Annotated in this window: 20 protein-coding genes and 1 pseudogene; 12 read left to right on the top strand and 9 right to left on the bottom strand. The window is 66.0% G+C overall.

What is annotated here, in order from left to right:
* The first annotated feature begins 441 nt into the window (after positions 1–441).
* The 3 genes from AB0A95_RS18835 (at position 442) to AB0A95_RS18825 (ending at position 3,152) form a co-directional block, all read left to right on the top strand.
* The gene (locus tag AB0A95_RS18835) at positions 442–777 is read left to right on the top strand and encodes a hypothetical protein (protein WP_357557007.1); all 336 of its coding nucleotides are present in this window, start codon (positions 442–444) and stop codon (positions 775–777) included.
* Positions 774–1,616: a hypothetical protein gene (locus AB0A95_RS18830; RefSeq protein ID WP_357557006.1), complete on the top strand. Its 843-nt coding sequence runs from the start codon at positions 774–776 to the stop codon at positions 1,614–1,616. Before AB0A95_RS18835 ends, AB0A95_RS18830 begins: the two co-directional genes overlap by 4 nt.
* 384 nt (positions 1,617–2,000) lie before the next feature.
* Positions 2,001–3,152, top strand: a complete 1,152-nt coding sequence (locus AB0A95_RS18825; RefSeq protein WP_357557005.1) for a low temperature requirement protein A — start codon at positions 2,001–2,003, stop codon at positions 3,150–3,152.
* A gap of 227 nt (positions 3,153–3,379) precedes the next feature.
* Here AB0A95_RS18825 and AB0A95_RS18820 read toward each other — a convergent pair whose 3' ends face one another.
* The 4 genes from AB0A95_RS18820 to AB0A95_RS18805 form a co-directional block, all read right to left on the bottom strand.
* The gene (locus tag AB0A95_RS18820) at positions 3,380–4,174 is read right to left on the bottom strand and encodes an alpha/beta hydrolase (protein ID WP_357557004.1); all 795 of its coding nucleotides are present in this window, start codon (positions 4,172–4,174) and stop codon (positions 3,380–3,382) included.
* A gap of 267 nt (positions 4,175–4,441) precedes the next feature.
* A complete protein-coding gene (locus tag AB0A95_RS18815; protein WP_357557003.1) occupies positions 4,442–4,870 on the bottom strand; it encodes a thioesterase family protein in 429 nt (142 codons plus the stop codon).
* Positions 4,871–5,227: 357 nt separating this feature from the next.
* The gene (locus AB0A95_RS18810) at positions 5,228–5,974 is read right to left on the bottom strand and encodes a hypothetical protein (RefSeq protein WP_357557002.1); all 747 of its coding nucleotides are present in this window, start codon (positions 5,972–5,974) and stop codon (positions 5,228–5,230) included.
* A 55-nt stretch (positions 5,975–6,029) separates the two neighbouring features.
* Positions 6,030–7,235 (bottom strand): MFS transporter, encoded by a 1,206-nt coding sequence (locus tag AB0A95_RS18805; RefSeq protein ID WP_357557001.1) that lies wholly within the window; start codon positions 7,233–7,235, stop codon positions 6,030–6,032.
* A gap of 111 nt (positions 7,236–7,346) precedes the next feature.
* Between AB0A95_RS18805 and AB0A95_RS18800 the strand changes: the two genes are divergently transcribed.
* Positions 7,347–7,700 carry a MerR family transcriptional regulator gene (locus AB0A95_RS18800; RefSeq protein WP_196924233.1) on the top strand — a complete coding sequence of 118 codons (354 nt, stop codon included), beginning with the start codon at positions 7,347–7,349 and terminating at the stop codon, positions 7,698–7,700.
* 208 nt (positions 7,701–7,908) lie between these two features.
* On the opposite strand, the pseudogene AB0A95_RS18795 reads toward AB0A95_RS18800, so the two are convergent.
* Together AB0A95_RS18795 and AB0A95_RS18790 are read right to left on the bottom strand one after the other, a co-directional pair.
* Positions 7,909–8,019: pseudogene (locus AB0A95_RS18795) on the bottom strand (transposase); the annotation flags it as partial.
* A complete protein-coding gene (locus AB0A95_RS18790) occupies positions 8,020–8,589 on the bottom strand; it encodes a TetR/AcrR family transcriptional regulator (RefSeq protein WP_357074603.1) in 570 nt (189 codons plus the stop codon). It abuts the pseudogene before it with no gap.
* A gap of 101 nt (positions 8,590–8,690) precedes the next feature.
* On the opposite strand from AB0A95_RS18790, the gene AB0A95_RS18785 reads away from it, so the two are divergent.
* From AB0A95_RS18785 to AB0A95_RS18750, 8 genes are all read left to right on the top strand, one after another.
* Positions 8,691–9,575, top strand: a complete 885-nt coding sequence (locus AB0A95_RS18785) for an alpha/beta hydrolase (protein WP_357557000.1) — start codon at positions 8,691–8,693, stop codon at positions 9,573–9,575.
* A 254-nt stretch (positions 9,576–9,829) separates the two neighbouring features.
* Positions 9,830–10,063 (top strand): hypothetical protein, encoded by a 234-nt coding sequence (locus AB0A95_RS18780; RefSeq protein ID WP_357556999.1) that lies wholly within the window; start codon positions 9,830–9,832, stop codon positions 10,061–10,063.
* Positions 10,064–10,217: 154 nt separating this feature from the next.
* Positions 10,218–11,300, top strand: a complete 1,083-nt coding sequence (locus tag AB0A95_RS18775; protein WP_357556998.1) for an NADH:flavin oxidoreductase — start codon at positions 10,218–10,220, stop codon at positions 11,298–11,300.
* A gap of 324 nt (positions 11,301–11,624) precedes the next feature.
* The gene (locus tag AB0A95_RS18770; RefSeq protein ID WP_357556997.1) at positions 11,625–12,338 is read left to right on the top strand and encodes an alpha/beta fold hydrolase; all 714 of its coding nucleotides are present in this window, start codon (positions 11,625–11,627) and stop codon (positions 12,336–12,338) included.
* Entirely contained in the window at positions 12,313–12,966 is a 654-nt protein-coding gene (locus AB0A95_RS18765) for a TetR/AcrR family transcriptional regulator (RefSeq protein WP_357556996.1), read from the top strand. Before AB0A95_RS18770 ends, AB0A95_RS18765 begins: the two co-directional genes overlap by 26 nt.
* Positions 12,963–13,736, top strand: coding sequence for an SDR family oxidoreductase (locus AB0A95_RS18760; RefSeq protein ID WP_357556995.1), 774 nt, complete (start codon positions 12,963–12,965; stop codon positions 13,734–13,736). The genes AB0A95_RS18765 and AB0A95_RS18760 overlap by 4 nt, the downstream gene beginning before the upstream one ends.
* A 685-nt stretch (positions 13,737–14,421) precedes the next feature.
* Positions 14,422–15,168: a PIG-L deacetylase family protein gene (locus AB0A95_RS18755; protein ID WP_357556994.1), complete on the top strand. Its 747-nt coding sequence runs from the start codon at positions 14,422–14,424 to the stop codon at positions 15,166–15,168.
* Between the two features lie 466 nt (positions 15,169–15,634).
* The gene (locus AB0A95_RS18750; RefSeq protein ID WP_357556993.1) at positions 15,635–16,558 is read left to right on the top strand and encodes a pyridoxamine 5'-phosphate oxidase family protein; all 924 of its coding nucleotides are present in this window, start codon (positions 15,635–15,637) and stop codon (positions 16,556–16,558) included.
* A 66-nt stretch (positions 16,559–16,624) separates the two neighbouring features.
* Here AB0A95_RS18750 and AB0A95_RS18745 read toward each other — a convergent pair whose 3' ends face one another.
* From AB0A95_RS18745 to AB0A95_RS18735, 3 genes are all read right to left on the bottom strand, one after another.
* Positions 16,625–17,200 (bottom strand): TetR/AcrR family transcriptional regulator, encoded by a 576-nt coding sequence (locus AB0A95_RS18745; protein ID WP_357556992.1) that lies wholly within the window; start codon positions 17,198–17,200, stop codon positions 16,625–16,627.
* Between the two features lie 358 nt (positions 17,201–17,558).
* On the bottom strand, positions 17,559–17,705 hold the full coding sequence (locus tag AB0A95_RS18740; RefSeq protein ID WP_357556991.1) for a hypothetical protein: 147 nt from the start codon (positions 17,703–17,705) through the stop codon (positions 17,559–17,561).
* The gene (locus AB0A95_RS18735) at positions 17,702–18,376 is read right to left on the bottom strand and encodes a DsbA family oxidoreductase (RefSeq protein ID WP_357556990.1); all 675 of its coding nucleotides are present in this window, start codon (positions 18,374–18,376) and stop codon (positions 17,702–17,704) included. Before AB0A95_RS18735 ends, AB0A95_RS18740 begins: the two co-directional genes overlap by 4 nt.
* Positions 18,377–18,414: the final 38 nt, after the last annotated feature.

The following is an 18,414-nucleotide window of genomic DNA, read 5'->3' as shown; positions in this document are numbered from 1 at the left end:
GGCGCCAGCACAGCCCACTCGTGATTCGTCAGATCGCCTCGTGCCACAACGGGTCTAACGAGCGAGATTCATGATCCGCGAGACAGAACCTAGCCGTGCCGTAACCTATGAGTATGCGCACCCTGAATGGCGCACAGGTGATACGTACAAGAGTTCGATCCCCCCTCGGACACCGCTTTTCGTGGAGATCCACGCGAGATCAACTCCCCTCGTGTGGATCATCGAGTCCACCTGTCCCATGTGTGCACAGCGAGCCCTCGGGAGTCACTGCCACCTGCACTGACACTGCCGCATCCGCGCTGGTGGGGGCGTGGTGAGCCCCGGCAGGCCGCGCCCTCGGCGGCCCGACGAGCAGCTCGTCGAGGCGCTCATACCCACCCCACTGCCGGTCGCATCACCGGAGCCGGCACCGCTGCCGGCACTGCCCGCACGAGTGATGGCGTGCTGTTCGACGTGGCCCGACCCGACGCCGCCGGCCGCGTCACCGCTCGTGCACTGCTGCGGGCCTTGGGCTGGACACCGGGCCTCACCCTGCACGTCGACGTCGTGACCGACGCAATCCTGATCACCCCGGCCGCCGAAGGCGCGCACGTCGTGGGCACTCGCGAAGAGCTGCCCCTACCGGCGGCCGCCCGACACCTGTGCGGTACCGCCACCGGCGAACCCGTGCTCCTGGCTGCCCTGCCCCGCCAGAACCGCATTGTCGTGCACCCCTCAAACACCATCACGGCGGTCCTGGCCGACCTGCACGCCCGCATCCTCGCAGAGCCCTCATGACCATGGATCCCGATCGTGTTGCCACCGCCCGAGCGATGCTCGAGCACCTCGGCCTCACCGCCGCCGACCTCACCGGCAGTAACCGGCCTGCCGTGCCGACAGTCGCCGAGTACCTTCCTGTTGTGGTCGCGGCGGCGAGCCCGGGCACCCGACGTACCTACGGCAGTTCCTGGAGACGAATGGTCGCAGCCCTCGGCGATTTGCGCATTGACGCGGTGCGGGCCAGCGACATCGAAGCCCTCATGCGGCAGGCCGTCGCAGGCGCCCGCCCTCGCCGCAACTCCCGAAACGGCCGGTACGCCGGCGAGCACCTCATCGCCGCAGCCCGCGCCTTCTATAACCGCGCCATCGCCGACGGCTACCTGACCATCGCGGACAGCCCGGCCCACCGGGTCCGCAAACCCCGCCGGCTGCCCAACACCCGCCGCGCCCTCACCCCCGAAGAACTGTCCGACATCAACGCTGCCGCCCGCAGCGGCGGCAACGACATCGTGCTCGACGCGCTGCTGCTGCGCCTGCATACCGAGACTGCCTGCCGACGCGGCGGCGCCCTCGCACTGCGCGTGATCGACCTCGACACCGACCACGCGCTGATCCGCCTGTCCGAGAAGGCAGCACGCAACGCTGGCAGCCCATCACACCGATTCTCGCCAGCCGGTTGGATGACCATGCCCGGGCCCGTGGCGCTGTCGCTCCGACCGATGCGCTGCTGCGTTACCGCAACGGCCAACCGGCCTCCTATCGGCGCTACGACCTGCTGTGGAAACGCATCGGCCGACAGTTGCCGTGGGTCGCCGCCCAGGGAGTCACCACGCGCTGGCTGCGCCACACCACCCTGACCTGGGTCGAACGCCACTTCGGCTACGGGGTGACCCGCGCCTACGCCGGGCACACCGACCGCCGCGGACCGCCACCACCACCTACATCAAAGCCGACCTGCACGCCGTCGCCGCCGCGCTGGCTGCCCTCACCGGTCAGCCACACCCGCTGGCCGCCGCCGAGAGCGAGCAGCAGTTCCCCGCCTAGGACGCGGAGGACGGGCACGGCGCTACACGGAGTCCGCAAACAAGGGCGAGGCGTCGTGGGTAACTCGCCAGCATCTCGGTCGTTGATCGCCGTGTGCCGCACGTCGCCGGCTGCCGGGCGGGCAAGCCTCACCTCGGGGGATGTCCCGGCCTCGACGTGGAGTCGTCCGCGGGAGGCCCAGTGGGGACGGCCCATCGATGACGAGCGCGGAGCCGGTCGGGCTACGACGTGACCCTAAGTCGTCGAGCCGGGCGACGTTGCTGGAGTTGTTCTTCGACGTCTTCTACGTCGCCGCGTTCGCGCAGTTGTCGATGGAGTTGGCCGAGCACTCCACCTGGAGCGGACTGGGTCAGGGCCTTGTTCTGCTGCTGGCCGTCTGGTGGACCTGGTCGGTCACGGCGATCGTCACCGAGTTCTACGATCCCCGGCTACGGGTGATCCAGGGCGTGGTCGCCAGTGCGATGTTCGGCGTGGCCCTGATGGCGGTGGCCGTACCGAGTGCGTACGAGGGGCGCGGTCTCCTCTTCGCGAGCGCGTACGTGGGCCTGCACCTGGTACGGGGGGCCCTGCTGGTCGGCGCACTGCGTCCACGCCGCGCGCACGCCCGCGAGGAACGGTTCCTGTTCTGGTTCGTCATCTCCGGAGTCCTGTGGCTCGCGGGCGGTTTCGTCGATCCGGCCTGGCGTGTCGGGCTGTGGGCCGGCGCGCTCGCCGTCGACTACATGGCCACCGCGCTGCGCCACCCGACGCCCAGACTGGGTCGGGTGCCGCTCGACCAGTACAACCAGTTGAGCGTCCATTTCGGTGAGCGCTACCAGCAGATCGCCATCCTGGCCCTCGGCGAACTGACACTGATGGCCACGCTGACATTCGCCAGCGAGGCCTACACGCCCGCCCGGGCTGCCGTCTTCCTCATCGCGATCGCCACCGCGCTGCTCTTCTGGCAGATCTACGTGCTCCAGAGCAACACGCTCGTCGACCGGTCGGCGCACTGGCGTCCGCGTCAGGCGGTGCGCCTCGCGCCGTACGTCTATGCGGGTGTGGTGACCGGGGTGATCGCCACGTCGGCCGGGGTGGAACTCGTCCTCCACGAACCCCTCGGGCCCACCACCCCGACGAGTTGGGTCGCCCTCATCGTCGGTGGCCCGGTCCTGTTCGTGCTCGGGCGAATGAGCTCCGAGTACGTACTCCTCGGTCAGCTCCCGCGGTCCCGGGTGGGTTGGCTGGTGCTGCTGCTCGGCCTGACGCCGGTGCTGACCGCGCAGGCCCCGATCGTCGTCCTGATTGTCACGATGGGCGTCCTGTTCGGCATCACGCTGACCGACGCCCGGCGCAACCGACACCACTGACCAACCGCCATGAAGGTTAAGGTCATTGAATCGGCCGCGACGATAGGCAACGATCAGGCCGGTTTGCTTGTTGCACCGCCGGATGGAACTGCAACGTCACCGCCGGTAAATTCACCCCACCCCCCGGGTACGCGCCCGGCAGGCCAACAACGCGTTCGGTCTCGGTCAGAGGCCGGACGCGCCGTGTGCGGGACGCCTCGGCGTAGGCGTGACTGTTCGGCACAGGCTCAGTTCGCCGAGGTCTCGGCGGGTGACTGTGCTGGCCGGAGGAACGCCGCCACCGCGGCGTTGAAGGCCGCCGGGTCTTCCAGGTAGGGCAGATGGCCCAGTTCGGGGAACCGAGCTATCCGCGTCCCGGGATGTAGAGCCGGCATGTCCTCGATGGTGTACGCCGGGATGAGGTCGTCTCGTTCACCCCTGATCAGCAGCACCTCAGCCGGAACATTGGCCAGTTGACCTTCCTGGTCGCTGTCGAGGGTCTCGCTGAAGATTCGCCGCAGGTGGGAGGCGTCGACGCCCGACAGTGACCGCATGAAGCTTCGATTGATTCCGGGATGCGCGGTCATCCCCATCTTCGACAGCAGAGCCTCTCCCCACGCCGTGACGCCGTTCGGCTGAAGGAGAAGGTCGTACAGCTCGACGTTGCGGCGGTGATCTTCCGGAGTCAATCGTAGGAAGGCGTTGACGATCACCAGGGCTGGAACCTGGGCCGGTCGGCTCGCCGCGAATGCCAACCCGGCCCGCGCGCCGGCGGCCAGACCGACGATCGACACCTGCTCCACCGCGCAGTGCTTAACCACCGCCTCGATAGCAAGGGCATAGTCCCCGAACGGCACCTCGATCCCGGTCGACCGGCCGTGGCCTGGGAGATCCAGCGCAATCACGCGGTGGGTCGCGGCGAAGTACCGACGTTGATGCAACCAATTTCCGGCGGTTCCCCCAAGTCCGTGCAGGAACAGAAGTGCCGGTCCGGCGCCCTCAACGGTGAAATGCAGGCGTTCTGCGCCCCATTCGAGCATCATTTAGGAAAGATACCGCCGAACGGGCTGTTCACCTGTGAGCCCGACCAGGAGTGACGCGCGGTCCGATGGACCTTGTCCTTTCGCACGGACGGTGAATTCTCGCTGCTGACGTGCGTTCCACCTCAGTGGTCACCAGTGCGCAGACGACGACGTCCGCAAACTCCAGGCACTGTGATTCTCGCCTTCTCCCCTAGTGACGGGCGAGTCTGCCCGGCACGTGTCGTGCCGGGCAGACGTCTTTCACGTCGACGATGTCCACGACCCGAATCAGTCAGTCCCCGCCGGCCGCGCCAGGTCGTCGTGGATGCTACGAGCGAGATCACTCCACTCGGCCGGCTTCATCGTGCGTGGATCGATATGAACGTGCTTCCGCACCCCCTCGGCATGAACGACCTTGCCATCCGTCGAAACGAACCGGAAGCCCATGTCAGCCGATTTCGAACCGAGTCGTTCCGTCCAGAAATGCACCTCGACACCGCCGTAACCTCGGATGGGGGCGTCGTATCTGATACTGAATTCACGAATGACGTGATAAAGGTCCTGCTTCGGCCCGCCGAATGCCAATCCCATCGGCGCGACGTATGCCGCGATAGCATGCTCCAGCAGTCTGGGGTAGTTGGCGTGATGCAGAATGCCCATCGGGTCCAGGTCATCGAACTGAACACGCACGGGCTGCAAGTGGCCGTACGACACCACGAGATTCCACCTTCCTTTCGTCTTCCACCAGCAAGGCATAGTTGGCGGAAAGACATTCACTGTGTGTTGTAAGGTCACGGCCTGCGGAGGCCGAGACCCTCACCGGTCGGGCCTGTGGGTCTATCGGTGTCTTCGGCCTGCGACTCCGGGCGTTGTGCCTGGCGACGTGGGTGTCGTCATGACCCGCGGCACGGAGCGACCCGATGGGGTGTAAGAAGTGACCCAAGCGTCGGCGGAGGTAAAGCTGTCGCCGGCTTGGTTAGGGCGGCCAAGGAACAAGGGCTGTCGCTGACAGGCCCGGACCGCTGCCCACTAGTGCGGTACCGCTGACTGCCGGTAGGAGGAACGACCGGGTGTCTACTTCTTGAGACGCCGGCTTCCGGCGTGCCAGTCCTCGACCTTCCCTGTCTCCTGCGCGGTGACTCCGAACGACGGCAGTTGTGGCTGCTCGCGCAGGCTGCGCTTGAGTTCGGCGAATCCGGGGAACTGGGCGAGGCCGACGACGTGGTCCCACAGCTGTGCGGCTTGCTTCTCGTCGGGTAGCCGGCTGATCACCGGCCCGAAGAACGCCGCGCCGTCCGGCGGCTGGAAGTGCACGATCGGCGTGCCGACGTCCTTACCCGTCAGCGACAGCGCCTCGTCCGACTCGGCTTGGATCTCCGCGTCACGGGACGTGTCGTCGAGGAACTCGACAAGCGATTTTGGCAGGCCGGCCTCGGTGAGCGCGGCGGTGGCGAGGTCGGGAGCACCCTGCCAGCCCGGCTCCCGGCCGTCGTCGGGGCCCACCTCCAGGATGCGGGCGCCGTACGCGGTGTACAGGGGGCCGATCGCCTCGCGGCCGTGCTTCTCGCGCACCGCCGAGGCCACCCGCAGCAGGCGCAGCCCCGCGGTGTGCTGGGCTTCGTAATCTGGCGGGAAGTGGGTGTCGTAGTCGATGTGCGAGTTGATCAGGCGCAGCGAGATGAACCGCCAGTCGACGGTGTAGTCCCGTTGTGCCTGCACGATCCTGATCCACTTGCTTGTCATCCATGCGAACGGGCAGATCGGATCGAAGTAGAAGTTGATGTCAGCGGTCCTGGCCGAGTCCGCTCTTCCAGATTCCATGTGTGTGACCCTCCTACTCATTCTTACTGACAGGCGGGGCTGCTAATTGGCAGTTCTAGGCGCTGTTCGGGCGCCGGGTCGGGAAGGCGTGCCGCCGGGCGAGGATCACCACGAGCACGGTCGGCACCATGAGTACGACCGCTGCGATGATGAGCGAGCGCGACCCGAAGCCGGCGAGAAGCGCGCCGCCAACGAGTCCGCCGAGGCCGATTCCCAGGTTCCAGGTCGTCACCATCGACGACTGGGCCACGTCTGCGTGCTCTCCTGCCGCCCTCATCAGCGCCGATTGCAGCAGGGTGGCTGCGCCGCCGAACGACAGTCCCCATGCCGCGACCGTGACGTAGTCGGCCACAGCGCTGGAACTGGCCACGGTCAGCACGACCGCGGCTGCGGCGAACAACCCCGTGCCGAGTACGACGAGTCGACGGTGGTGCCGGTCGATGAATAGGCCTGTGAGCCAGATGCTGACGATCGAGGCGATGCCGAAGTCGAGAAGGATCCACTGGACATGATCCTGCAGACCGGCGTCGGCGAGGATGGGCGTGATGTACGTGTACAGGATGGTGTGCGCGAGCACGAACGCTCCGGTCACCACGAGGACCGTACGGATGCCCCGCAGTTTCAGGATGGTGCGCAGTGGAATCCGGTCCTCGGCCTTCTGTCCGGCGAAGTTGGGCAACTTCCACGCGGTCCAGATGATCAGTAGGGCGGTCAGCGCCGAGGCGAGGCCGAAGGTGAGCTGCCACCCGACCGCCTTGCCGAGATACGCGCCGACTGGCACGCCGAGAGACAGGGCTACCGGTGTGCCGGCGAAGGCGAACGCCATCGCCCGGCCCTTGAGTGGGGGGCCGACCAGACGTGCCGCGTACCCACCAAGCAGGCTCCAGACGACCCCGGAGGCGGCGCCCGCGACGAATCGGGCAACCATCGTGACGGAGAAGTTGAGGGAGACGGCGGTGACGAGGTTGGCGATCACGAAGCCCACCAGTGCTGCCAGGAGCAGGTGACGTCGTGGCCACGTCGCGGTGGCCAGCGCGACGGGGATCGCCGTCAGCAGCGTTCCCACTGCGTAGATCGTGACGGTCTGACCGGCTACGGACTCCGAGACTCCGAGCGCCTGACTCATCTGCGGCAGCACACCGGCCGGCAGCGCTTCGGTCAGGGTGGTGATCAATCCGGCGGTGAAGAGCGCTATCAGGGACGGGAACGGCAGACGTTCCGTACGCGACGTCTGCGGAACGTCCAGATGTGTGGTGGACACGGGTCATTCCTCATCTAGTTGCAGGTCTCAAGCCACCACTGCTGCGGCGGCTCGACCATGCTGTAACCTTCACATCAATGTGATGGCAAGGGTGCTGTGAGGGCGGTCTCGTTGAGGATCAAAGAGTTGTCCGAGCGGGCGGGCGTGTCGCCTCGACTCCTGCGTTACTACGAAGAGCAAGGCCTGCTCAGTCCCAGGCGCGAGGAGAACGGGTATCGCGACTACGACGAGGCCCTGGTGGAAAGGGTCGAGCAGATTCGCAGTCTGCTCAACGCAGGCCTGACGACAGAGATCATCAGGGAAGTGCTGCCCTGCCTGGCCGAAGCGGCGACCCGCGAGTATCCCGCCCCGGACTTCGTCAGCCGGGTTCAGCAGGAGCGCGACCGGATGGCGGAGCGACTCGAGTGCCTGACGAAGAACTTGCAGGCCATCGACGCGTACCTGGACGCCGTCGCCCAGAGGTAGCTCAGCCACGTCGTCGCGGCAGCCGCACTCGTGGCCGCGTCCCCAGCGGGCGGCGAATACCTACAGCACCGATGCGTAAGGAGATGTCGGACCTCGCCGAGCGTGCGCCCCTGCCGAACGCGCCTTCGCCACCGGCGTCGGCCCATAGTCCGACAGGGGCAGGCGTGACCAGTCGTTGATCTCCTTGATCACCGTGTCGGTGATCCGGCGCAGGCAACGACAACTCCACCTCGTCGACCCCCGACGACCGGCGCTGCGGCTTGCGGACCATCTGAGGCTCGAACGTCCCGGCCCGATCTCGCGGCACGTCGATGGGGAGTCACGACCTGACGTCGTTCCCGTCCAGCAGCGCGAGAGCGCCCGTGGTCGCATTGTCGGCGGAGGACTGCCGTCCGGTGGCTCGCGCGATGACAAACGCGCCCTCGACGACGGCCAGGAGTGTGGCAGCGGTCTTCGCCGGGTCCAGCTTCGGCGATAGTGAGCCGTCGCCCTGAGCTTCTCGAACGACGTTCTCAAGAAGGTCGGCCAGCTCGGTGAACGCGGCGCCGAGGGCCTCCCGTAACCCGGCTTCGGCAAGAATCCCTGCGTCGTACGCGAAGCCACCGATCTGGCATCCGCCGAGCGCGTCGCCGGCCGACGCGAGGAATGCGGCAAGGCGCTCCCGGCCCGTCGGCAACCCTTCCATCGCGGCGCGCACGGAAGCGAGGAGATCCCGCCCGTTCTCCCGAACCACCTCCTGGCCGAGGTCGGGCTTCGTCGGGAAGTGGTGATAGAAGCTGCCCTGCCCGACACCGGAGTCGGCCATCACCTGCTTCGGGCTCGTCGTCGAGTATCCGTGGCGCCAGAAGAGCCTCTTGGCCGAGTCGATGATCAGCCGCCTGTTGTCCATGACACAAGACTAGCAAGCTCCATACCTGGAGGTAGGGTTGTCGCCATACCTAGAGGTATGTATGGTTGGCTCGTCCGACGTTCACCGAAGGGAGCACCACCATGACCGCCACACCGTTCGTCCCCGTCGTGCAGTACAAGACCGAGGACCTCGACGGGTTCCAGATGTTCTACCGAGAGGCCGGCCCGGCCGATGGCCCGGTCGTCCTGCTCCTGCACGGCTTCCCGACCTCCTCCCACATGTTCCGCAACCTGATCCCGTTCCTCGCGGATCGGTTCCGCGTCATCGCGCCGGACCTGCCCGGCTACGGACACAGCGCCGCACCCGATCGCGCCGAGTTCTCCTACACCTTCGACAATGCGGCGAAGTACGTGCAGAAGCTGCTGACGAAGCTCGGAGTGACCAGGTACGCCGTCAACGTCTTCGACTACGGCGCACCAACCGCCTGGCGGCTCGCCCTCGCGAACCCCGACGCGATCACGGCGCTCATCGTGCAGAACGGCAACGCCTACGACGAGGGCCTGGACAACGACTTCTGGGCGCCGATCAAGCGCTACTGGGCCGACAACAGCCAGGAAAACCGTGATGCCCTCCGCGGCCTGCTCACCCTGGACACCACGAACTTCCAGTACACCGACGGGATGGCCCACGCCTCCCACATCTCACCCGACAACTGGACCACCGACCAGGCCCTGCTCGACCGACCCGGCAATGACGAGATCCAGCTCGACTACTTCCTCGACTACGGCACGAACCCGGCGCTCTACCCGTCGGTGCAGGAGTGGCTGCGTACCGCGCAGCCGCCGACCCTCATCGTCTGGGGCGCGAATGACGTGATCTTCCCTGCCGAGGGCGCGCACCCCTACAAGCGAGACCTGAAGGACGTCGAACTCCACCTCTTCGACAGCGGGCACTTCCTGCTCGAGGACCGCGCCGACGAGGTCTTCCCGCTCATCCACGACTTCCTGAGCCGTAAGCTCGGCTGACCAATCTGGTCGTGCCGGACGCCCTGGCAGGTATAACCGTAGATACACGACGCCGAGCGAGTTCGGCCTCTGGATCGATGACATCGCCCTCTCCAGTGAGCGGCTCGGCTGCTGACTGGAGAGGGCGATGCCGGTTCAGATCACCGTTGAGGGTGTGTGCGCCGTACCGTTCGGGGTCAGCTCGTCGGTCGTCATGGTCGCCTCCACGGTCGGCGCCGACCGTCCACGCGACCCGGAACGTCCCTACGAACAGCATGCTCGCGACCGCCGCCGTCGTCGCGACCGCCGCCGCGGCACTGGTGTGCCAACCGCTGGGCAGCGACAGCGGCGACCGGCGTGCCTCGTCGGCGGGCCAGCGGCGGAGAGCCGCGTGGGTCGCGAAGATGAGCACCCAGGTCGTGGCGGCGCCGAACAACGCGACGCCGAGAAGCTTCGCGAACGGGTCGTCGGGCGAGACGAGGGACACCGTCCGTGCCCGCTTGCCATGACACCAATGTGAAGGTTGGACGATAGTCGAGCCGCCGCAATCAGCGCTCTTTCTTGCAGAGCTCGTCGGCGAAAAGAAACCAACTGCGGCGTCGCGGCGTCACACGCCATGGCAAGCGCCAAAGGTGGTCGTCATCACTCCTATCGGGAGACCCCATGTCTGTCGCAGAAATGTTTGAACCGCTTACCCTCCTGCATGGCCCGCCGATGCGCAACCGATTCATGATGGCACCGCTCGTCAATCAACAAAGCGGGCATGACGGTTCAGCTTCCACCTTCGACCAAGATTGGATTCGGCAGCTCGCGTGGGGCGGTTACGCCTTGATCCAGACTGGTGCCACTTACGTCGAGGCCGGCGGCATCGCGTACGAGCGGCAGCTAGGTATTCATAGTGATGCCCACGTGGCCGGACTGACCCAGATGGCCACCTCGATCCGCGAGGGGGGAGCGCTTTCCGCTGTGCAGTTGCACCACGCCGGGCATCGCGCTGATCCTGGCTTGGGCGGAATTCCAGCCCCCGCTTCCAGCCTGACGGTGCCGGGTGTCAGAGCTCTGACCACGGAACAGGTGGAGCGGATCCGGGACAGTTTCATCGCTGCCGCGAGGAGAGCGGAACTGGCCGGATTCAACGGAGTGTCAGTCCACGGCGCATTCGGGTGGATCCTGTCGGAATTCATGTCCCCGTTATTGAACGATCGCAGCGACAAATATGGCGGTAGCACCGAGAACCGAGCCCGCCTTACCGTCGAGGTGATCGAAGGAATTCGACGGGTTTGCGGCCCCGACTTCCAGATCGGTTTGCGCATGTCCGTCGAGCGCTACGGGCTTCGCCTGGAGGAACTGCGCGAAATCGCAGCGAACATCCTTGATCGCGAACTGATCGACTATCTCGACCTGGCACTGTGGGATTCCGCTCAGATCGTTCAGGAGGGCACGTTTCGGGGCCAGACCATGCTCAGTGTCTTCACCAGCCTTCCTCGCCGAGGTGTGCGTGTGGGTACGGCAGGAAAGATAATGAGTGCTCAACGGGTCGGGCAACTTTTGGATGAGGGATGCGACTTCGTCCTGATCGGCAGGGCCGGCATCCTCCGGCGGGATTTTCCTTTTCAAGTGAAGCAGCACCCGCGGTACGAAAGTCCGAAGACGCCGGTGACGGAGGAATACCTTCTCGCCAACGGACTGAGCGAACGTTTCATCAAACACCTGCGGAGGTGGCCATACTTTGTTCGGAGCTCCTAGGGTAACGCGATTCTGATAGGTCCTCGCCGGGTTGCTCCCGATGATCTGGCGACGTCTGCGTGTGCAGATCGGGTATGCCATCACCGTCTGGTGGCGTACCCGATTACTGTGTCACGTTCAAGAATGGTATTCCCGGCGCAGCCGTCTTTGTCGATGAACTTTGTTGGTGGACTGTTGTTGTCTCGCGATTTCCGTGCGCTTCGGCGCGAGGTTACTTCTTAAGCTGTGATCGAAGTTACACTGAAACAGCATGTCTGAACACGATGTATAGTTGCGTCGTACACTCGGGTTGTACTTGTCCCTCCCCAGCTTTGGAGCAGCTTCATGAGTGATGCGACTTTCCTGCTCGTACACGGTGGCCACCACGGCGAGTGGGTTTGGGGTCCTTTGCAGAAAGCGATGGCGGACCGCGGTCTTGCGACCCGCACGGTGACCCTGCCGACCGCGGTGACGGACGCGTCGTCCGGCGAGCCTTACCCGAGCATGTACGACGATGCCCAGGTCGTCCGGGAGGCTATCGCCGAGATCACCGGTCCGGTCGTCGTGGTGGCCCACTCCTACGCGGGGGTGCCCGTCACCGAGGCGATCACCGCGGAATCCGGGGTAGCCCACGCCGTCTACGTCGCCGCCTACATGGTCGACACCGGGGAAAGCATGTTCGGCACGCACGGCGTGCCGACGCCGGACTCGCTGGGTGGCCTGCGCCCCGCAGCGAACCCAGACCTGAACCTGCCCCTCGCCTTCTACGACGGCGATCCGACCAACCCCGAGACCGCCGCAGCGATCGCGCGGCTGGTTCCCCAGAGCGCCCGCGCTGACTACGAGTCGGTGACTCGAGTCGGCTGGCGCGAGGTAGCCAACAGCTATGTCATTCCGTCCGATGACATCTCCCTGACCGGCACGATCGCCGAGCAGATGGCCACCCGCGCCGATCGAGTGTTCCGGGTGCCCGGCAACCACGCGCCGTTCTGGTCGAATCCTGCCGAGTTCGCTGACGTCCTGGTGGAAATCGATGGCCTCGTTCACTCGGCGAGCTAAGGCGGACCCCGGGACGCCGGCGGTCGAGAGCCGCATCCTGGCCGCGACGGAACGCCTGATCGAGCGGGGCGAGCGCTACACCGAGATCTCGGTGCAGCAGATCCTGACCGAGGCGGGTGTCTCCCGGGCGACCTTCTACGCGCACTTCCGGGACAAGACCGACCTGATCGTGCGGTTGACCGCCGATTTGCGGCAGCGGCTGCTCGAGATGGCTCAGGGATGGGACCCCGCAGCAGGCGAGGATGGCGCCGACCGGTACACCCGCTTCTTCGCCGACGTCATCGCCCTGCACCGCCGGAAAGGCTTCGTGCTGGCGGCGCTGCGCGAGGTCGCGAGCTACGACCAGACGGTTCGCGGCTTCTACACCGCCGATCTGGAGGGCTTCGACCAGGCCGTGCTCCGCACACTTGTCGAACAGCAGCAGTCGGGAAAGACCCCGGCCGACCTGGACGCCGCCGCGGCGAGCCGGGTGATCGTGTGGGGTGGGGGACAGGCCATCGCCCGGCATATCGAAGTCGACAACGGCGACGGCGACGCCGCGTTCGCCCGCGAACTAGGGCACATCTGGTGGTACGGCGCCTACCGCCGCCCACCCGCGAATCAACTCATCGAGGAGCCGAAGAAGTGAACGAAGGACTACCGATCCACCCGCTGGCCGGCCGCACCGCTCTCATCACCGGTGGTGGACGCGGCGTCGGCGCGAGCGTCGCCAGATTGTTCGCCACGGCCGGCGCCCGGCTCGCGCTGACCGGCCGGTCGGAGGAGTCGCTGCGCGAGGTCGCCGACAGCCTCCAGGACGGTGCCGTGATCATCCCCTCCGACCTGTCGCGGGACGGCGAAACGGAGCGACTCTTCGACGCTGCCCTCGCCCGCCTGGGCCAGTTGGACATCCTGGTGAACAACGTGGGCGCTCTCAATTTCACCCAAAGCCAAAAGCTCACCGAGGCCGAGGCGGACGACCTTTGGCGGCTGAACGCCCGCTCCCCGCTGATCCTGGCCGGTCGAGCTGCTGAGCACATGGCATCGCGAGGAGGCGGCAGCATCGTCAACCTCTCATCGGTCATCGGCAGCGAACGGGCCATCGCCAACCAGACCCTGTACGGCGCCACGAAGGCAGCGGTCGACGGAATGACACTCGCGATGGCCGCCGAGTGGGGCCCGAAGGGTGTGCGCGTCAACGCTGTCCGTCCTGCCGTGACCAACACCGACATGTCTGCGCCCATCTTCGCCAACCCCGAATGGAAGAAAACGCTGACCGCGCAGTACGCCCTCGGTCGCCTGGGTGAACCCGAGGACATCGCCCAGGCCGTCCTGTTCTTCGCATCACCGGCCAGCTCGTTCGTCACCGGCCAGCTCCTGAGCGTCGACGGTGGCTGGATCAGCACCCTGGTGCACTGATTTGGTGGCAACGGTGTTGTCGAAACTGAGCCGCAACCGGCCTAGGGTCCCGGCGAAACCACGGGACAATGCCGTTTCGCTGATCTCCGGTGGGCCTTGACCATCGGATCGCCGAACGAGCTCGGGCGACCTGGTCACGTGGGGGAGTGGTTGATCCCGATCGCGACGCGGTACGAACCGAACGCCCCTCCCGTGAAGCCGAAGTGTGTGCGGTCGCCCGGCGGGCGTGGCCTGGCGACCGCACGCCTGGTCAGCGCAGGTTCTCGAAGAAACGTGCGCCTGCCGGCGTGTCTGGAGGCCCCTGAAATGGGATACGTCGCTGTTCACGTCACCCGTGATGACGAGCCGGCGATGGCGGGTGCAGCTGATCTCTGGCGCCTCCACGGAAGCAAAGCGACGTCGTCGGCGCACCGCCACCGCAGCCGGCAGCATCCCGCTGTGACGAACCCGCAGCTCCTCACCACGGCAAGGCCATTTGGACAGCCCGGTTTCTGGAGCTCTGTTTCTGGTGATCGTCCGTTCCTCGGGACCGTGCTCGATACGATGACGGTTTCCTCATGGCGCTCACTCTATTGCGCCGGTTACGGCGAATGCGTCCGCTGTAGTGTCTTGGCGCGCTGAGGCGGACATGGCTCTGGTAACGCTTGCTGGTCGGCTGACGCCGTTCCGGTGCAAGAATGCAACGATGACCGGTCCCATGGCTCTTCAGCCCGTCGATGAGTCCTGGCAACGCGGTCTCGCCATTGTTGCCCACCCCGACGACCTGGAGTTCGGCACTGCCGCCGCCATCGCCCGCTGGACCAAGCAGGGCAAGCACGTCGCCTATGTTTTGCTCACCAGTGGCGAGGCCGGCATCGACGACCTCGATCCGGCCGACGCCGCCATCGCCCGCGAGCAGGAGCAGCGCGACGCGGCCGCCATCGTCGGCGTCGAACAGGTCCACTTTCTGGGCCTGCCCGACGGCGTCCTCGACTACGGCGTCCCTCTGCGCCGCGAGCTGGCCCGCGTGATCCGCGCTCAGCGTCCGGACGTCATTATCACCAACAACTTCCGAGACAGCTGGGACGAGGCCGACCACACCCTGAACATGGCCGACCACATCGTCACCGGCCGCGCCGTCCTGGACGCGGCGCGCGACGCCGCCAACCGCTGGGTTTTCCGAGACCAGATCGAGCAGGACGGCCTCGACAAGTGGTCCACCCGCGCGGTCTGGGCCGCCGGCTCACCCTGTCCGAGCCACGCCGTGGATACCACCGACACATTTGATTTGGGCGTACGTTCCTTGAAGGCCCACGCCTCCTACCTGAAGAGCCTGGCCTCCGGCACCTTTGACGCCGAGGGATTCCTCGAGAGTGTCTCGCGCCAGGTCGGCGCCCGTCTGGGTGTCCGCCATGCCGCTTCCTTCGAAGTCTTCGACCTCGGTCTGCTGTAAAGCACAGTCTCTTCCGCTTCCTGACTTACGCGGTGTCACGCTCGGGTGAAGCTCGACAATCGCTGCTGTCCGCCTGGGCGGAGACACCGAGGCGGCGGCGGACCCGTCACCAGCATGTGAAGCCGCACACCGCCTCTTCGACTATTACCAAACGTTCGGTAATATTGCCGGTGCATCGACCGGAGGGAGGTTGCGATGCCCGAGCGGAAGACCGCGGTGGTCAACCGCGACAAGATCGCGATCACGGCCTCCGGCGGGTGCTCAATCGCGGTCGGCGCGAAGGATTCGGTGGTAGACGGCGGCATCGAGGCCATCAGCAACACAGGGCGCCGGGCACGCCGGGAGTGGCCAGCCAGCGAGAGCTCACGGAGCACGACTACCGAGTCCTTACGTTCTCAATCTTCGCGACCCGGGCCGGAACGGCTCCGGCCCCGGGCATCTGCCGGGCAGCACAGGGAGAATCACCATGTCGAACTCTTCTGTTTATCATTGGGGGGAATTGGAGGCTCAGGCCAGAGCCGGACTCACCGAGAGGGCCTCGGCCATCTCCCAACTGGTGAAGCCGCTACTGCCTGACGGCGCCGACAACTTCCTGTCGTACCAGAATCTGCTGGCGGTCGGGGCTCAGGGCGACGACGGCAGGCTCTGGGCGTCGCTGTTCGTCGGGCCACGCGGGTTCATCAGTGCCCCCGACGATGAATCGGTGCAGGTGCTGGCTCAGCTCGCGGCCGACGATCCGGTCGAGCCGATTACCCGGCGCCAGGGCAAGCTGGGCATGCTGGCCATCGATCTCGAAACGCGCATCAGACTGCGGATCAACGGCGAAGCGACGCCGCTGCCTGGCGGGCTCCGGCTCGCCATCGAGCAGAGCTTTCCCAACTGCCCGAAGTACATTCAGAAGCGCCACGTGGTCAGTTTGGCCGACGCGCGGCGTCGAGAGGCAGGGTCGGCCGACGGTAAGCGGGTCGCCGCACTGACCGACGAGATGAGCGAGTTGGTCGCCCATGCCGACACCTTCTTCGTGGCCTCGGCTTCCGAAACCGGGAACCCTGATGTCTCGCACCGCGGCGGCAACCCGGGATTCGTCGACCTGATGTCGCGGACACGCTTGCAATGGCCCGACTACGTCGGCAACAACATGCTGATGACGCTGGGCAACATCACCGAGAACCCGTACGCGGCGCTGCTTTTCGTCGACTGGGCGACCGGGACGACGCTCCAACTGACCGGGCGAGCCAAGGTGAATTGGCCCGAGGGTCTCGGCCCGACCGCGACCGGCCAGCGGTCCGTGGAGTTCGATCTCGATGAAGCCATCTATCGGCCAGAGGCACTCCTGACGAACTGGTCGGCGCCAACCCTATCGCGATTCAACCCGCCCCTGCCGGTCTGATCGCCTCAGGGGGATCATCAGTTGTCCCTCGCCGCGGACCTGAGGCGAGCGCGATGACACTGCCGGCTATCCGGCATTGCCAGGTCCGCCGATCAGCGTTTGCGGAAGTTCGGCCAGCGCCAACCGAAACTCGGCCGGATCGTCCAGCACTCGTGCTACGACCAGTGACCCCTCGATGAGGACCAGCGCGGTTCTCGCCCGGCGCGCGGCATCCTCCTCGGAGGCTCCTGCGCGCCGGGCGATTTCCGCCATCGCCGTCAGCCAGGTCGTTGCCAGATGGGTGGCCCGGGCTCGAATGTCGTCCGGGGCGCCGCGGAGCGTCATCGTGTCCAAAACGCAGGCGAGGCGACCGTCGTCATAGAACGCGCCAACACGTCGAGCCATCTCCGCGACGGCCGTCGACGGGTCGCCCTCGGACATCAACGGATCGAGAATATCGCTGAATATCTGTTCCACGGACGCCATCACCGCTGCGGCCATGGCGGGTTTTCCGTTGGGGAACCGGTGATAGAGGCTGGCGCGGTGCAGCCCTGAAGCCGACGACAGTGCCGTCAGCGAAGCTCCCTCGTAGCCCGAACGGCGGAAGACCTCGGTGAGCTGCTTCAGCAGTGCCTCGTCTTCGATGCTAGGTGCGCGGCCCATATCACCAGGTTACCGAACATACGGTAAAAACTGAGGCTCGGGAAACGCGCGTTGAGACACGTCCCCACGCCCGCCGGAACTGAACCTTTACGAGGGCGAACCCGTAGGCCGCGACAACCCGGCGAGTCAGCGCAGGATCGCTCAGACTTCCCGGCGTCGATCAGGCTTGTCAACCGGAGAAGGCGGTGGCCAGTACCGGATCGCGAACGGAGGCCGCGAGCTCTTCATGGGCGCTCCGGCTCAGCTTCGGGACCCCCGACGTCGGGGCACGCTGGAGCACGACTGTGGGACGGCAAGATCACTGCGCTCGGTGCGGAGACCTCCAACGAGGGCCGGCCTCAAGGGGCGTCGCGTGCTGTCACCGCGCCGGCGTCGAGTTCTCGGACCCGCCCTCTGCGTCCGCCGGGTGCTCGTCCGCGATCACGCAGACCCCGTCGCTACATACGACCGCCGGTGGAATGTCGAGGGCGACGATGGCGATCGGGTCCTTCTCGTCCTCGTTCACGCCGCCGTCCCCCGCTTCTCGTGGGAGAGCTTGCGGAGCACCTGAGCGAAGGCGGACGTGTCCTGAGCGCCGGAGACGCCGTACCTCTCTTCGAAGACGTAGAACGGGACGCCCCGGATGTCGAGCCTGTGCGCGTGTGCCTCCTCGGCACGGACGTCGTCAACGAAGCGGTTCTCCCGGAGCGCCGCCAGCGCCTCCTCGCGGTCCAAGCCGACCTCGGCAGCCAGGTCGGCGAGGTCCTCGTTCCGGCCGACGTGGCCACCCTCCTCGAAATGGGCGGCGAGGATCCGCTCAACCATCTCCAACTGCATGCCCTGCTCCTTGGCGAAGCGGATGAGCTGGTGGCCCTTCAGCATGTTCGTGTGCCGCAAGATGTCGTAGTCGAAACGCAGTCCGACCTGCGACGCGGCGCCGACGATCCGGGCCAGCAGCGGCTCGACCTGGTCGGCGGTGAACCCACGGATCTCCAGGTAGTCTTGCTCGCTCCCCTCGAACTCCTGGGGCAGGTCCGGCGCTAGCTCGTAGGCGTGGTACTCGACCTCGACTGGGATACCCGTCTCGGCGACGGCCGCCTCGAACTTCTTCTTCCCGATGTAGCACCAGGGGCAGGCGATGTCGGACCAGACATCAACCTTGATAGGACTCGTGGCTGAGTACGTCGTGTCGTTCATGCCACCAGACTCCAACGTTCACATCAGTGTCACTGCAA

Source organism: Micromonospora sp. NPDC049230 (assembly GCF_040647875.1).
Taxonomy (GTDB): Bacteria; Actinomycetota; Actinomycetes; order Mycobacteriales; family Micromonosporaceae; genus Micromonospora.
Note: the sequence above shows the minus strand (reverse complement) of the source record. Positions and strands in the feature narration are given on the sequence as shown.

Bases quoted from the DNA above. Each gene is read 5' to 3' on its own strand.
- AB0A95_RS18755 (WP_357556994.1), top strand. From the start codon at position 14,422: ATGACCGGTCCCATGGCTCTTCAGCCCGTCGATGAGTCCTGGCAACGC.
- AB0A95_RS18785 (WP_357557000.1), top strand. From the start codon at position 8,691: ATGACCGCCACACCGTTCGTCCCCGTCGTGCAGTACAAGACCGAGGAC.
- AB0A95_RS18810 (WP_357557002.1), bottom strand. From the start codon at position 5,974: ATGGAATCTGGAAGAGCGGACTCGGCCAGGACCGCTGACATCAACTTC.
- AB0A95_RS18820 (WP_357557004.1), bottom strand. From the start codon at position 4,174: ATGATGCTCGAATGGGGCGCAGAACGCCTGCATTTCACCGTTGAGGGC.
- AB0A95_RS18790 (WP_357074603.1), bottom strand. From the start codon at position 8,589: ATGGACAACAGGCGGCTGATCATCGACTCGGCCAAGAGGCTCTTCTGG.
- AB0A95_RS18745 (WP_357556992.1), bottom strand. From the start codon at position 17,200: ATGGGCCGCGCACCTAGCATCGAAGACGAGGCACTGCTGAAGCAGCTC.
- AB0A95_RS18780 (WP_357556999.1), top strand. From the start codon at position 9,830: ATGCTCGCGACCGCCGCCGTCGTCGCGACCGCCGCCGCGGCACTGGTG.
- AB0A95_RS18765 (WP_357556996.1), top strand. From the start codon at position 12,313: ATGGCCTCGTTCACTCGGCGAGCTAAGGCGGACCCCGGGACGCCGGCG.
- AB0A95_RS18770 (WP_357556997.1), top strand. From the start codon at position 11,625: ATGAGTGATGCGACTTTCCTGCTCGTACACGGTGGCCACCACGGCGAG.
- AB0A95_RS18830 (WP_357557006.1), top strand. From the start codon at position 774: ATGACCATGGATCCCGATCGTGTTGCCACCGCCCGAGCGATGCTCGAG.
- AB0A95_RS18825 (WP_357557005.1), top strand. From the start codon at position 2,001: ATGACGAGCGCGGAGCCGGTCGGGCTACGACGTGACCCTAAGTCGTCG.
- AB0A95_RS18750 (WP_357556993.1), top strand. From the start codon at position 15,635: ATGTCGAACTCTTCTGTTTATCATTGGGGGGAATTGGAGGCTCAGGCC.
- AB0A95_RS18775 (WP_357556998.1), top strand. From the start codon at position 10,218: ATGTCTGTCGCAGAAATGTTTGAACCGCTTACCCTCCTGCATGGCCCG.
- AB0A95_RS18735 (WP_357556990.1), bottom strand. From the start codon at position 18,376: ATGAACGACACGACGTACTCAGCCACGAGTCCTATCAAGGTTGATGTC.